Origin of the sequence: Chondromyces apiculatus DSM 436 (assembly GCF_000601485.1) — a bacterium.
Lineage (GTDB): Bacteria > Myxococcota_A > Polyangia > Polyangiales > Polyangiaceae > Chondromyces > Chondromyces apiculatus.
In genome coordinates this window covers 1-13,230 of the sequence record NZ_ASRX01000085.1, presented here as the reverse complement: position 1 = coordinate 13,230, position 13,230 = coordinate 1, and the positions used below count along the sequence as shown (strand labels likewise).

At 68.7% G+C, this 13,230-nt stretch carries 12 protein-coding genes; 8 read left to right on the top strand and 4 right to left on the bottom strand.

Features of this window, described 5'->3' with window-relative positions; genetic code table 11:
* Nucleotides 1-65: 65 nt before the first annotated feature.
* The gene (locus CAP_RS37030) at nt 66-1,202 is read right to left on the bottom strand and encodes a LamG-like jellyroll fold domain-containing protein (protein WP_156041483.1); all 1,137 of its coding nucleotides are present in this window, start codon (nt 1,200-1,202) and stop codon (nt 66-68) included.
* Between the two features lie 184 nt (nt 1,203-1,386).
* Between CAP_RS37030 and CAP_RS37025 the strand changes: the two genes are divergently transcribed.
* The gene (locus tag CAP_RS37025; protein ID WP_052376651.1) at nt 1,387-1,908 is read left to right on the top strand and encodes a cysteine hydrolase family protein; all 522 of its coding nucleotides are present in this window, start codon (nt 1,387-1,389) and stop codon (nt 1,906-1,908) included.
* A 92-nt stretch (nt 1,909-2,000) separates the two neighbouring features.
* On the opposite strand, the gene CAP_RS37020 is transcribed toward CAP_RS37025, so the two are convergent.
* Nucleotides 2,001-2,987 carry an MBL fold metallo-hydrolase gene (locus CAP_RS37020; RefSeq protein ID WP_081865659.1) on the bottom strand — a complete coding sequence of 329 codons (987 nt, stop codon included), beginning with the start codon at nt 2,985-2,987 and terminating at the stop codon, nt 2,001-2,003.
* 458 nt (nt 2,988-3,445) lie between these two features.
* Here CAP_RS37020 and CAP_RS37015 point away from each other — a divergent pair, with 458 nt between their 5' ends.
* On the top strand, nt 3,446-4,333 hold the full coding sequence (locus tag CAP_RS37015; protein WP_044249698.1) for a hypothetical protein: 888 nt from the start codon (nt 3,446-3,448) through the stop codon (nt 4,331-4,333).
* Between the two features lie 299 nt (nt 4,334-4,632).
* Here CAP_RS37015 and CAP_RS37010 read toward each other — a convergent pair whose 3' ends face one another.
* A complete protein-coding gene (locus CAP_RS37010) occupies nt 4,633-5,028 on the bottom strand; it encodes an STAUR_1299 family protein (RefSeq protein ID WP_044249735.1) in 396 nt (131 codons plus the stop codon).
* Nucleotides 5,029-5,111: 83 nt separating this feature from the next.
* Nucleotides 5,112-5,807 carry a CPBP family intramembrane glutamic endopeptidase gene (locus CAP_RS37005; RefSeq protein ID WP_044249696.1) on the bottom strand — a complete coding sequence of 232 codons (696 nt, stop codon included), beginning with the start codon at nt 5,805-5,807 and terminating at the stop codon, nt 5,112-5,114.
* A 518-nt stretch (nt 5,808-6,325) separates the two neighbouring features.
* On the opposite strand from CAP_RS37005, the gene CAP_RS37000 reads away from it, so the two are divergent.
* From CAP_RS37000 to CAP_RS36975, 6 genes are all read left to right on the top strand, one after another.
* Entirely contained in the window at nt 6,326-7,567 is a 1,242-nt protein-coding gene (locus tag CAP_RS37000; RefSeq protein ID WP_231511923.1) for a phenylacetate--CoA ligase family protein, read from the top strand.
* Nucleotides 7,568-7,596: 29 nt separating this feature from the next.
* A complete protein-coding gene (locus tag CAP_RS36995) occupies nt 7,597-8,355 on the top strand; it encodes an amidohydrolase family protein (RefSeq protein WP_044249695.1) in 759 nt (252 codons plus the stop codon).
* A gap of 22 nt (nt 8,356-8,377) precedes the next feature.
* On the top strand, nt 8,378-9,610 hold the full coding sequence (locus CAP_RS36990) for a phenylacetate--CoA ligase family protein (RefSeq protein WP_044249693.1): 1,233 nt from the start codon (nt 8,378-8,380) through the stop codon (nt 9,608-9,610).
* Between the two features lie 199 nt (nt 9,611-9,809).
* Complete coding sequence (locus tag CAP_RS36985) at nt 9,810-11,015, top strand: 3-dehydroquinate synthase II domain-containing protein (protein ID WP_156041487.1); 1,206 nt, start codon at nt 9,810-9,812, stop codon at nt 11,013-11,015.
* A 15-nt stretch (nt 11,016-11,030) separates the two neighbouring features.
* On the top strand, nt 11,031-11,855 hold the full coding sequence (locus tag CAP_RS36980; RefSeq protein ID WP_081865658.1) for a class I fructose-bisphosphate aldolase: 825 nt from the start codon (nt 11,031-11,033) through the stop codon (nt 11,853-11,855).
* Nucleotides 11,852-13,180, top strand: coding sequence for an aspartate kinase (locus tag CAP_RS36975; protein WP_044249691.1), 1,329 nt, complete (start codon nt 11,852-11,854; stop codon nt 13,178-13,180). Before CAP_RS36980 ends, CAP_RS36975 begins: the two co-directional genes overlap by 4 nt.
* Nucleotides 13,181-13,230 lie beyond the last annotated feature (50 nt).

Here is a 13,230-nt window from a genome sequence, read left to right as displayed (position 1 = left end):
GAGGCAATCGTCAGAGCGCCGTCACGCGCTCTGACCTCGCCTTCATGCATTCATGCTCCCTGCGTTCACGGCACCGTATCGTCGTCGGCCATGAGCTGCGTCGCATTCGCCTGCAGCTCCGCCTCCGCGAGGGCCGTCTCGTACAGCGCCAGGTAGTAGATCGTCCCCCGGATCGAGTGGCTCCCTCCCGGCCGGCTCCCCACCGAGAACACCGTGCTCGTCCCCAGGTTCACGTTGGAGAACTGCGCCGGCGCGTTGGTATCGAACGCGGGCAAGAGCACCCCGTTCACGTAAAGCTTCCGCCGCTGATCGGGGATGGGCTGCGTGCTGTCCACCACGAGCTGCAGCACCGACCTCCCCGCGCTCACGTAATCGTAGGCCCACCGCCCCACCGTGGTGTCCTCGATGTACGCCTGCAGCCGCCCCGCATTGTCGAACCGCAGCACCAGCGCATCGAACGGGTTCTGCGACGACTCCGAGCGCCCCAGGAACACCAGGCGCGAGAAGTTCACGATCCCCTCGATGCGCGCCACCAGCTCGATCGTGAACGCCTGGTTCCCGTTCAGCCGCGTCTGCACCTTGGTCCCCACGAACGGCGCCGATGCTGTCGCCGTGCTCCCCGCCGTCGTCCACGTCAGCCCCCGGTGCCCCTCGGCGTCCGCCGCCACCGAGAGCACCGGCATCGACGGGTTCGGGTTGCTGATCTGCAGCGGCAGCGGCTGGGACGACGTGTCCTCCACCTGCGTCACCCCCGCGGCCGGATCCTCGTTGAAGTAGTACCGCGCCACCAGGCTCTCGCCGACGGCCACCGTCGTCCCGTCGCAGTCGTCGTCCACCGCGTCGCCGAGCACCTCTTCCCGCGGCAGCACCTCGCCCTCGCACGCCCCGTAGCCGCTCCCGTCCGCGTGACAGGTCGACTCCCCCCACCTGCAGATGCCCACGTTCACCGTCTCTGGCGGCCCCGAGTAGCAGAGGATCGTCGCCCCCGGCGTGCACCCTGGCCCCTGCCCTCCGGTGCCCGTCGCGCCTCCCCCCTCTCCTCCTCCACCTTGATCACCCTGCCCCCCTTGCCCTCCCGTCCCCGAGGACGTGCTCCCTCCCGAGGGCTCCTGCCCTTCCTCGGAGCCGCACCCCACGGCCATCCATCCGGCGAGCGCCACGCTCACCACCGCCACGCCCACTGCACGTGCTGTTCGCTTCATGTCCATGTTCCCTCCGGTCCGACCGACGCCGGGTTGATGGATCGAGGCTAGCACGTGCGACCACCCCGTCCGCACCTGCTCCGAGCCACCTCCTGCCTCCGCGCCAGGCGCCCACCGGAGCGCTCCGCGACTGGCGCGTCAGGGGTGAGCCCCGGGCTTGTCAGCGCAGCTCAGGGAGCAGAGCATGCGCCTCATGAACCTGGCCTTGCTCGTCATCGACATGCAGAACGAGTTCTTCGCCGAGGGCAACCCGGAGAAGCCCTCCCTCCACGCCGCCGTGGAGTACATCAACGCCGCCATCGCCCTCTTCCGCAAGGCCTCGGCGCCCGTGATCATCGTCTCCGACATCGAGGAGCCGACCCGCATCCCCGGCAGCCCTTCCTTCGGTCTGCACGAGAGCATCACCGCCGAGCCGGGCGACCTGCGCATCGACAAGCGCGCCGGCAACGCCTTCTGGGAGACCGACCTCGACGCCCAGCTCCGCGCCCGCTCCATCGACATGCTCATCCTGAGCGGCTACTGCGCCGAGTTCTGCGTGCTCAACACCTTCCGCGGCGCGCGCGAGCGCGGCTGGCCCGCCGCCATCCTCAAGAACGGCATCGCCAGTGCCCACAAGGATCGCATCCGCCTCGTCGAGGACATCTGCGACGTCATCTCCTACGGCGCCCTCGAAGGCTGGATGGGTCTCCTGAACCGGAAGCCCTGAAACCCCGCGCTCCTGCCCCGCCCCCGCGCTCCTGCCCCGCCTCCGCGCTCCTGCCCCGCCCCCGCGCTCCTGCTCCGCCTCAGGCGCTCGCGTCAGCCTCCCCCTTTCGACGCCTTCAGCGCCTGCGTCTCCCACACCGCCGGCAGCCCGAGCTCCAGGAACACGTCGTACGCGAGCCCTGGATACGCCTCCAGGATGCGCCCCTTCACCCGATCGAGCGCTCCCGCGGGTGGCGGCATCACCGGACCCTCCTTCGCCACCTCCGCGAGCACCCGCTGCAAGTAGCCCTCCTCCCAGGTGAGCAGCTCGGGACCGCCCGACTTGCCCCTCCCTGGATGCACGAAGCGGTGTGGCGGCGACGAAAGCTCCTTCAGCCGCTCGATCCACGCCTCCGCCTCCCCGATCTCCAGCCACGCATGCGTCCCGTTCCCCACCAGGTCGCCCACGAACAGGTGCTCCCCGTACTCCACGGCCACGTGCGCCGCCGAGCACCCCGTCCCCATCACCCGCACCTTCACCGTCACCCCGCCCGCTGACAGCTCCTGATCCGCATCGCCGAAGCTCTCGGGCCTCGGCTGCTCCGCCGGATAGTCGGGCTTGTACCGCTCGAAGAAGGCCTCCGTGCGCTTCACGTGGACCTCCGGAATCTGCGCCACCACCTGCGCCGACGTCACCACCTTCACCCCGTGCGCCTGGAACGTCGACGTCCCGTTGAACTTGTCGGGATTCGGGTGGAGCACGATGGCGAGCTTCACCTTCTTCCCGGTGATGGCCTCCGCCGCCTCGATCATCTCCCCCGCCGCCGAGACCAGGAACTGCGTGTCGATGACGATCAGCCCCTCGGGCCCCTCGATCCAGTACGACGCCGTGTCGAACCCCCAGGGAATCGAGGTGTACACCCCGATCTTCGGGTCCTCCGCGAGCCGCTCTGCCTTGCCCCGACGCTTCGCCTTCCCCGGTGTTGCGGCGGCAGCAGCAGGACCATCCGCCCCCGGCATGGCAGAGCCGCATCCTGCGAGGGCACCTCCCAGTCCGAGCGAGAGCAGAGAAACGAGGCAGCGACGGGAGAGCAAGCCCATGGCGCGCAGCCTACTTCAGGCGACCCCACCCCGAGGAGCAGGCAACCCGGTAGCCCGAAGGTGGGCTTTCTTGCCCAGACTCCCCGCAACCTTGCCCTGACACGTGAGCGCCCCCACGGGCAACAGGGAGTTTGGACCCCTCATCGTCGAAGCCGGAAGCACGACCAGGGAAGCCAAACCCCTCATCGTCGGTCCTCAACCCACGACCAGGGATCCCGGACCCTGGACCAGAATCCCGGAACACTCCTCCCGATGCTCGCCGTGAGCGTCGGAGAGAGGGTGGACATGCGGCTGGGTAGAGCCAGGTCACTGCGCAAAGCCAGATAAGACGGCACCGCTCTCCGTAACTGAAAGGAGAAGGAGCAGGTGCAGCCGCCCGGGAGTCCGAGCACGCCAAGCCACTGGGCACCACCGCGTCGCGTGCAGGTGACCAGACAGCTCCGAGGAGGAGAGATGCCGTGCCCTCGTTGACCCACGAAGCCTTGCTGCTTCTGTTCAAGAACAGGCCCACACTCGCGGCCGAGATCCTGCGCGACACCCTGGGGGCTCCCGTGCCCACCTTCAGCGAGGCCCGCATCGAGCCCGCCGATCTGACCGAGGTCGTGCCCGTCGAGCACCACGCCGACCTGGTGGTGCTGCTGCTCGATGGAAAGCCGGTCCTTGCCATCGTCGTCGAGGCGCAGCTCGGGCGTGATCCCGACAAGGCATACTCGTGGCCATCGTACCTGGTCGCCGTGCGCGCGCGTTACCGATGCCCGGCATGCTTGCTGGTGGTGACCACCGACCCCGCCATCGCCCGCCGGAGTGCGGAGCCCATCCTGGTGGGTCCGCCGCGTCTGGTGCTGCAGCCTTACGTGCTTAGTCCCGAGGCCGTTCCGGTAATTACCGAACCTGAGGAGGCGCGACTGAGGCCGGAGCTGGCCGTGCTCTCGGCCATGGCGCACGGCCAGAGTGATGTTGGGGTGTCCATCGCCATTGCTGCGATAGCTGCGGCTGCCGGGCTGGGGGGCGAGCAACAGCGACTCTACGTGGATGTGGTACTACCGTCGCTGAACGAGGCGGCGAAGCGAAGTCTGGAGGCGAAAATGAAGGGCGGTTACGAGTACCAGAGCGAGTTCGCGCGCAGCTACGTGGCCCAGGGACGAGACGAGGGACTGCAAGAGGGGCTGTTCAGGGGCAAGGCTCAGGCAGTGCTCAGTGTTCTGGAGAGCAGAGGGCTGGAGGTTTCCGAGCGCATCCGGGAGCGCGTCCTCGCAACGAGGGACCTTGCCGAGCTTGAGCACTGGATCCGCCGCGCGGTGGTGGTCGGCGACGTGGAGGAGCTGTTCTCGACTTTGCCTTCCTGAGGGATTCCGAAGTAGCTGACGCCCCCCCTCAGCCCTGGGTAAGAAAGGCGCTCGGCGCGCCGAGTGCGAGGGGCTCGCGGGCAGCGAGCCATACGGCCGGAATCGAGGGGCGGCGAACAGGGCCACGACACCGCCGGCCATGGCGCAGGTGGTGTCGCGGTCCGAGGGTCGTACTCGCGGGCACGTCAGTCACGTCAGGCACGTCAGGCACGTCAGGCACGTCAGGCACGTCAGGCACGTCAGGCACGTCAGAGGCGGGGATTCCCGGACCGAGGCCGCGAGGACCGGGGACGGGCGGGTCAGTCGTCGCGGCGCAGGGCGTGGCGGACTTCGCCGGTACCGAAGCGGCGGACCAGCTCCTCGCTGTCGACGCCGAGCAGCGCGCAGCCGAAGGACACGACCTCGGAGGCATCGATGCAGTGGAGGGTGTCGCCGGCGAAGAGGGCGACGAAGACGCCAGGGCAGGCGGGGAGTGGCGCGCGGCCAGACTCGCAGAAGTACACGAGGGGGCGAAGCAGGCTGGCCTCGAACCAGGCGCGGTCGGCGCCCTCGGGGACCACGACCTCGTAGGCGCGGACGCGGGCGGCGCGGCCTCCTCGCTGCTCACGGATCTCGGCGAGGGCGGCGGTGGCGCGCGTCGCGGTGTCGGTGTGGAAGGCGCGGGCGAGGAGGGGGGAAAGGTCGGCGGCAACCATCGCGTCCTGCATAGCCTATCGCAGGGGCTTTCGGGGCCGCGCGCCCGATTGGCGCGTCCGGGGGCGAGGGCGCCGGGGCAGCATCACATCGGGCCGATCACGGCCCACACCAGGGTGTGGGCGATGGCGGGAGCCCAGAGCGGCTGGTCGCGGCCGCGGAGGACGCCGAAGATCAGGCCGAGGAAGATCCACGTCACGAGCTGGGTGGCAGAGCGGGGGAAGTGGGTGGCGGCGAAGAGGAGGGCGGTGAGGATCACGCCGAGAGCGCTGCCGAGGCGGGAGATGAGCGCGGGCTGGAGGTAGCCGCGGAAGAGGGTCTCGTCGGCGAGGGCGGCGACGATGCCGGCGCCGAGGCAGAGCATCCGCACCGGGAAGGGCTGGGCGAGGATGGCGTCGAGGAGCGCGGGAGGGGTCATCCCGGCGGCGAGGAGCATGGAGGCGATGCACACCAGGCAGGGAAAGAAGGCAGCCACGCCCAGCGCCACCTTGCCGGGAGAGAGGTCGCGGAATCCCAGGTCGCGGAGGCTGACGCGGCCGAAACGCAGCAGGGCGAGCCAGCCGAGGACGAGCACCAGGGCGGCCTGGATGCCGAGCAACGCGAAGGAGGCGCGCGAGCCGCCGAGGGGGCCCTGATCAGGGCCGAGGTACGCGCGCGCGGCGAGGAGGCCACCGCCAGCGATGGCCGCGCGGAGGGCGACGAGCGCGATGGCGTGGAGGAGGTGCGCGCGGCTGCCCGGGGGGAAGCGCGCGGCTGGAGAGCCAGGGGTGGGGGAGGACATGGAAGTCGGCGCAGGGAGCTACCACAAGGCGCCCCCCGGTGCGCGCTTCTTGCGCCCAGCCTGCGGGACGACGCTCGGCACGGAACCGCGTGCAGGCGCTGGCACGCGCGCGCCAGCGCCTCGGGCGGTCGAGCGCGATCGGGCCACGACGTCGCCCCGATGGCCATCACCACGCCCGGCCTGGCCATCACCACGCCCGGCCTGGCCATCACCACGCCCGGCCTGGCCATAACCGCGGTGCACCTGGCGAGGGCAGCGCGGGTTCCGATTGACACCGCGCGCGGCCAGGTCGTCCGCAGGTGCGCAGGTGCGTGCCACTGGAGGTGAGCGATAGAGACGTGGGTCGATGGCGCCCTCATGGAGCGTGTGCCACGATGTTCGCCGCATGGGCGAGGCCCCCCCCGGCGCCCGGAAACAACACCATGCGAAGGCGTCCCATCTTCGAGCAAACCCTTCAGGCCATGCAAATGGCCCCGGCCCTTTCCCGCTATCTCTCCAGCTTGGAGCAAGCGGATTCAATGCCTGCCGACGTGCTGGAAGCATTCCAGTCCGAATCGCTGCGGGCCATCGCCCGGCGTGCGTACGAGAAGTCGAGCTTCTACCAGGCCAAGATGGACCAGGCGGTCGTCATGCCTGTGGACATCAAGAGCACGGCGGATCTCTCGCGCTTGCCGCTCCTGAGCAAGGACGAGCTGCGGCAGGACCCGTACCTCTTGCTCACCTGCGCGAGGGAGGACATCGCGCTCATCCAGGTCTCCACCGGGACCACGGGGGGACAGGAGGTCTACCAGATGTCCACCTGGAGCGATTACATCCTCCACGACCTCGCGCCCCGCTACCCGAAGCTGTTCCCGGTGGGGCCCGGTGACATCTGCATGAACGCGCTGCCGTACGAGATGAGCACGGCGGGGCTGTCGTTCCACAAGACGTTCATGGAGGGCTACCAGGCGACGGTCATCCCGGCGGGCAAGGGGGGCGCGTACTCGACGCCCTCCAAGACCATCAAGGTGATGAAGGACCTGCGGCCCACGGTGATCGTCACCAGTCCCTCGTGGGCGATCACCCTGGCGGAGGAAGCCGAGCGGGTGTCGCTCGATCTCAGCACCCTGAACCTCAAGAAGATCTGGCTCACCGGCGAGGGGTGCTCGCCGGCGTTCAGGAAGCGGGTGGAGCAGATCTGGGGCGCGCAGGCGAGCTTCTTCTACGGGTCGCTGGAGTGCGGGGTGCTCGGCATCGAGTGCGACGAGCACAACGGCTACCACGTGCCCCAGGCGCACGTGCTGATGGAGCTGGTCGATCCGGCCACGGGGCTGGTGGCGGCGCCGGGGGATCCGGGGGAGATCGTGGTGACCTCGCTGCTCCGCTACGACAGCCCGGTCATCAGGTTCAGGACGGGGGATCTCGGGGTGCTCGACCTCTCGCCCTGCGGGTGCGGGGCGCGGATGCCGCGGTTCTTCCTGAGGGGGCGCGCGTTCGACCAGATCCGCTTCCGGGGGCGGGCGCTGTCGCCGATCTACCTGGAGGAGCACCTGCTCCGGATGCCCGAGGTGGGCAACTGGTTCGAGATGGTCATGCCCGTGTGCGACGAGTCGAGCATCAAGGTGCGCTGCGAGCTGGCACGCGGGGCGAAGCACCGGCCAGGCCTCGCCGAGGTGCTCGCCGGCAAGATGGAGACGGCGACGGGGCTGCCGTTCGAGCTGGAGATCGTCGAGCAGATGCCCCGCCCCACCGTGAAGGCGGCGCGCGTCGTTCGCAACTGACTCACACCGTCACGCGAGGAGGGGGTTCGATGATCATCGACGCGCACGCGCACGTGTCTCCGACGACGTACGGCTCCGCGGAGCTGTACCTGCAGCAGCTCGCTCAGGGCGGCATCGAGCGAGGGGTAATCAGCCCCGGGGGCATGCTCGATGTGCGGCACATGGGCGATTACATCAGGGGCGAGCGCAAGCCCGAGCCGGTGCCGAAGAACGAGTACATCGACGAGGGTCTGCGCCTCAGCCAGGGTCTGTACGGGTTCGCCTGCGTGGACCCGTGCGCGCCAGGGGCCGGGGAGACGCTGGAGCGCTTCTTCCAGAAGGGCTTCCGGGGGCTGATGATCTCGCCGCTCGTGCACCGGTTCGGGTTCGGAGACGAGGTGCTCGCGCCCCTCATCGAGATCTGCGCCGCACACGAGGCGCCGATCTGCTCGCACGTGGCCTTCAGGCCAGGGGCGAACACCGACGATTACGTGAAGCTGGCGCGGCGATACCCGCGCACGCCATTCATGCTGGAGCACATGGGCGCCGGCCCCGCCGACACCGAGGCCTCGGCCGCGGCGGCGACGCTGGACAACCTGTTCGTGGAGACGTCGCTGGGGAGCTACCTGCACATCCAGGAGACGGTGAAGCGGGCAGGAGCCAGCAAGGTGATCTTCGGCTCCGAGTTCCCGCTGTCCCACCCTGCGGTGGAGCTGCAGAAGCTGCTCCTGCTCCCCATCACGGGGAGCGAACGGGACAAGATCCTGGGTGGGAACATCCGCGATCTGCTCCGCATCGAATGCTCCTGAGCGCAGGCCGGAGGGGGGTGTCATGAGCGCATCGAGCCAGCTTGCGGCCATCAATCAGGTGCTGGAGCACGCGCGTAGCTCCGATTTCTACCGGGGTCGTCTGCCAGAGGGTCCCGTCCAGTCGTGGGACGATTTCAGGCGGATCCCGTTCATCACCAAGGAGGACGTGCGGCGGCAATCTCCTCACGGTCTGGTGTGCGTGCCGGGAGACGCGCTGTCGCAGTACCACGAGTCCTCGGCGACCACCGGCGAGCCGGTGTCGGCGTGGTACACGAACCGTGACCTCTCGGAGATCCGGGAGCGGTTCGCGCAGTGGGGGGTGGGGTTCAGGGGGGGTGAGCGGGTGCTCGTGCGCTTCCCCTATGCGCTGTCCACCATCGGGCACTTCGTGCACGCGGCGGCGCAGCACGCGGGGGCATGCGTCATCCCCGCCGATAGCCGGACCACGGTCACGCCATTGCCGCGCGTCGTGGAGCTGCTCCGGCGGCTCGACATCACGGTGCTCGCCACGCTCTCGCTGTCGGCGGTGATGGTGGCGGAGACCGCAGAGATGGCAGGGCTCGATCCGCGCCGCGATTTCCCGCGCCTGCGGGCCATCTGCTGCGCGGGAGAGCCACTCTCGCCGTCGCGCCGGAGGCTGCTCGAGGAGATCTGGGGCATCCCGGTCTACGACAACTACGGGATGACGGAGACCGGGCCTCAGGCCATGGATTGCCAGGCGCGGCGGCTCCACCCCTGGCAGGACCAGTTCCTGATGGAGATCCTCGACGACCGCCTGGAGCAGGAGGTGGCGCCGGGGGAGACGGGAGAGCTGGTGGTGACGTCGCTCACGCCGCGGGCAATGCCCATGATCCGCTACCAGACCGGAGATCGGGGGCGCCGCCTGGAGGAGCCTTGCGCGTGCGGGGAAGACGCGACGCTGGAGATCCGGGGGCGCGCCGCGGACACGGTATGGATCGGGGAGCGGCCCTTCGATCAGTGGACACTCGAGGCGATCGTCTCGGAGCTGCCGAGCCGTCGTTTCTGGCGGGTGACGCCCACGAAGGGCGGGCTGCGCTTCGTGGTGGAGCGCGAGCGCGACGAGGATCGCATCGAGCCCGACCTCCTCTGGCGGCTCGAACAGACGCACGGAACACGGCTCTCGGTAGAGCTGGTCCCCAAGGGGACTCTTTACGATCGGAGGGAGCAGATCGCATTCGGGATGTCGGCGAAACCCATTTACATCGACCGCGAGCACAGCGGCGCTCCGGGTTAAACAGCAGGAGAACGGTCTCACCATGAACATTTCATCATCCAATGGCAGCTCCCACAACACCAACGGCAGCAATGGCCACGGTATGCACCACGGGAGCAGCGGCAGCAGCGTCCACGAGGGGTCGCTGAGCGGCTCGGGGAGCCACCCGAGCGGCGTGACGCCGCCACCGCTCGTGAAGGGGATCAACGACGCAGTATCCATGGCGAAGCGGGAGCGTATCCGCCTGGAGCGGCACGAGGGTGACCGGAACCGGATGGAGGAGCAGCACGCCCTCGTGGTCTGGTTCGACACGTCAGGGCTGGCGAGCCCCGACGATTGCCAGGGGATGCTGGAGCGCATCGTCAACCTGGCGTACACGGGCGTGGTCCTCTACCCGGCCAACGTGGCCACCATGGCGCAGGCGATTCCGTCGCGCATGCTGAAGGTGTTCCACGCGGAGAAGCTGGAGGATCTGGCGCGGCTCGCGGGCCTGCCCCAGAACGGCAAGGACGTGGTGATCGCCAGCCACGACGTGCAGCTCCTGGAGCAGGCGTCGCAGCGGGGATTCGCGACCTGCTACCGGGCGTACGTCGACGACGGCAACAGCCTGCACGCGTCGATCGCGGAGGGCTGCCAGCACGCCTACATGATGGTGCGCTTCCGCGATCCCACGAACATCCCGCTGGAGCTGGTGATCGCGACGCTGCAGGCGACGCGCACGGTGCTCATCAAGGAGATCAGCACGCCCACGGACGTGGACGACGCGATCGTCACCCTGGGGGTGATGGAGGTCGGCGCGGAAGGCGTGATGTTCTCGCCCCGTTCGCACGAGGTGCTGAGCGATTTCGTCTCACGTCTGGGCCGGCTCGACAGGACCGCGACCAAGCTCGAGGTCGCCACGATCGTGCGCAGCGTTCCCATCGGGATGGGGTATCGAAGCTGCATCGACACGACGACGCTCTTCTCGCCGACGGAAGGGATCCTGGTGGGCTCCACGTCGCAAGGCGGGATCCTCTGCTGCCCAGAGGTGTTCTTCTTGCCGTACATGGAGCTGCGGCCGTTCCGCGTGAATGCGGGTGCGGTCCATAGCTACGTCTACAATTTCGGAAATCGTACCGATTACATGAGCGAGCTGCGTGCAGGTTCGCCGCTCATGCTCGTCGACCGCAGCGGGGCCACGCGCCGCGGCAGCGTCGGGCGCATGAAGACGGAGGTGCGGCCGCTGCGGCTCATCGAGTCCGAGTTCAAGAGCGGGGAACGGATCAACGTGATCATGCAGGACGACTGGCACGTGCGCATTTTCTCGGACGACGCGAAGCCGCTCAACATCACCGAGCTGAAGGCAGGCCACAAGGTCCTCGGGCACATCGCGGAGCCCGGGCGGCACGTGGGTATCAAGGTCGACGAGCACATCATCGAAACCTGAGAGGCGCTTTTTCCCATGGATGGAGTTGCAAAGCAGATCCGCTGGTCGCGTTTCCTGGACCGTAAATCCGGGCGCGGCATCATCGTCCCCATCGACCACGGGCTGACCATCGGTCCCGTGGAGGGGCTGGACAGCGCTGAGCAAGTCGCGCGCTGGATCGGTCACCCGGGGATCACCGGGGTCATCGCCCACAAGGGCATGGTCGAGCGGCTCGGCCGGCTCGGGTTGCTGCGCGGCAAGGGCATCATGGTCCACCTGAACGGCATGATGTCCCTCTCCGCCGAGCCGGACCGGAAGGAGCGGCTGACCTCGGTGGAGGCAGCCCTCCGCCTCGGCGCCGACGCGGTATCGCTGCAGCTCAACTTCGACGGCAAGAACGACGCCCACAACCTGACCGAACTCGGAGAGCTGGTGGACGAGGCCCGGCACTACGGGATGCCGGTGCTGACCATGCTCTACGACAAGGTGGTCTGCGACACGGAGGAGCTGAGCATGAGGCGGCAACGCCACCTCGTGCGGGCCTGCGTGGAGCTGGGGACCGACGCGCTCAAGCTGGCGGCACCCGCGAGCCACGCGCAGATCCCCACGATCCTGAGGGGCGTGCACGAGCACACCGCGATGTTCTTCGCGGGCGGTGTGGTGCGCTCCGAGGAGGAGATCCTCGCCATGGCGCGCGAGGTGGTGCTCCACGGGGGGACCGGCCTGTGCGTGGGGCGCAACATCTTCCAGCGCGAGGACGTGAACGCGATGCTCTCGCGGCTGCAGAAGATCGTGATGGCCGAGGGCCTGCGCTGGGGCCTCGCCGCGGGCGACAACGACTACGAGGAGGCCGCCCAGTGAGGGTCCTCCGCGCCGTTACCTCGTCCGGAGATCAGCCATCCACGCCGACGAAGCGCCGGCTTCTGGTGAAGAAGTTCGGTGGTTCGTCGGTGGCCGACGTGGAGCGCATCCGCCGGGTCGCGAAGCTGTCGCTGGAGAGCCAGCGCGCTGGCGACGACGTGGTGGTCGTCGTCAGCGCGATGAGCGGCGAGACGGACCGGCTGCTCTCCTTGGCGCACAAGCTCGCTCCGCTCCCGGACAGCCGGGAGCTCGACGTGATGGTCGCCACGGGAGAGCAGGTGTCAGTCGCCCTGACCGCAATGGCCATCCACGCCGAAGGCGGCGACGCGCGCTCGGTGCTCGGGCACCAGGTCCCCGTGCTCACCGACAGCGCCTACACCAAGGCCCGGGTGCTCTGGGTCGAGGAAGGTCCGCTGCGCGATACGCTCGCGCGCGGGCAGATCCCGGTGGTCGCCGGGTTCCAGGGGGTGGACTCGGGTCAGAACATCACCACCCTCGGTCGCGGGGGCTCGGATACGTCGGCCGTCGCTCTGGCAGCAGCGCTGGGTGCCGACGTCTGCGAGATCTACACCGACGTGGACGGTGTCTACACCGCCGATCCACGCTTCTGCCCCACGGCGCGCAAGCTTAGGTCAGTGGCATACGAGGACATGATCGAGCTCGCGTCTCTGGGGGCGAAAGTCCTCCAGGTACGCAGCGTGGAGATAGCGATGAAATACGACGTTTCGGTGCACGTACGCAGCTCGTTCACCAGTGAAGAAGGGACCTGGATCGTGAACCGGGAGAGGGCGCTGGAGGGGAAGGTTCTGACGGGCCTCGCCTGCTCCAAGGGCCAGGTGCGGGTGGAGCTGGCCGGCATCGAGCACCAGCCGGAGCTGGTGGTGTCGCTGGCCAGCCTCCTCGCCGAGCTCAACGTGGCCGTGGACATGCTCTGCCATGCGCGCGATGCGGAGACGTCCACCACCACGACCATCGCGTTCACCCTGCCGGATGTGGACCTGCTCCGCGCACGGCAGCACCTGGACCCGCTCGTGGCCGGACTGAAGACCGGGGAGATGCGGGTGACGGGAGGGCTGGCGAGGGTGTCGCTGGTGGGGATCGGGATCCGCTCGGATCCGTCGATTCCTGCGCGGCTCTGCCGGGCGCTGGCGCAGGAGGGCATCACCGTCTCGGGGCTGGTGGTGACCGAGCTGCGGATAAGCTGTCTCGTGAACGAGGCGGTGGCCGACAAGGCGATGTGCGTGCTGCATGAGGCCTTCGGGCTGGGGGAGGCGGAGGCGCCTGCCGGTCCTCGGCTGGTGGCTGTCGGCGGGAACGCGGCCTGACCTGAGCGGGGGTCGTGCCGGTCTGGCCGGCCCTCGGGGGCGGGTGGAGG